Below are 737 nucleotides of genomic sequence, written 5' to 3' on the forward strand. Positions count from 1 at the left end.
GAGTTCTTGGAGCAGTGTTGGTTCATTGCTCGGGTGTCGTTGGCGCCGACGTTGTTGGTGGCGATTCCGTTCACGGTGTTGGTGTCGTTCACGTTGAACATCTTGTTGCGGGAGTTGGGTGCGGCTGATCTGTCGGGTGCGGGTGCGGCGTTTGGTGCGGTGACTCAGGTGGGTCCGATCGTGACGGTGTTGATCGTGGCCGGTGCCGGTGCGACGGCGATGTGTGCTGATCTGGGGTCGCGCACGATCCGCGAGGAGATCGATGCGATGGAGGTGCTGGGCATCAACCCGGTCCAGCGTTTGGTGACCCCGCGCATGTTGGCCTCGGGACTGGTCGCACTGCTGCTCAACAGTTTGGTGGTGATCATCGGGATCCTGGGTGGTTACACGTTTTCGGTGTTCATCCAGGATGTGAACCCGGGTGCGTTCGCGGCCGGGATCACGCTGTTGACCGGGGTGCCTGAGGTGATCATTTCGTGTGTGAAGGCGGCGTTGTTTGGTCTGATCGCCGGGTTGGTGGCGTGTTTTCGCGGGTTGACGATCACCGGTGGTGGCGCCAAGGCGGTCGGTAACGCGGTCAACGAGACGGTGGTGTATGCGTTCATGGCGTTGTTCGTGATCAACGTGGTCGTGACCGCGATCGGTATTCGGATGACGACGGGCTGATCGGGAGCTATCGATGGGAACCGTACAAGTTCTGCGCAGCACCTATCCGCGCCTGACTCGGGGGGCGCGCG

Annotated in this window: 1 protein-coding gene; it reads left to right on the forward strand. The window is 61.5% G+C overall.

What is annotated here, in order from left to right; translation table 11 throughout:
• Positions 1-666 (forward strand): ABC transporter permease (locus tag A5790_RS14200; protein ID WP_066840400.1); only part of this gene is annotated, 666 nt, incomplete at its 5' end.
• Between the last annotated feature and the right edge of the window lie 71 nt (positions 667-737).

The organism is Mycobacterium sp. 852002-51152_SCH6134967 (assembly GCF_001667105.1).
Lineage (GTDB): Bacteria > Actinomycetota > Actinomycetes > Mycobacteriales > Mycobacteriaceae > Mycobacterium > Mycobacterium neumannii_A.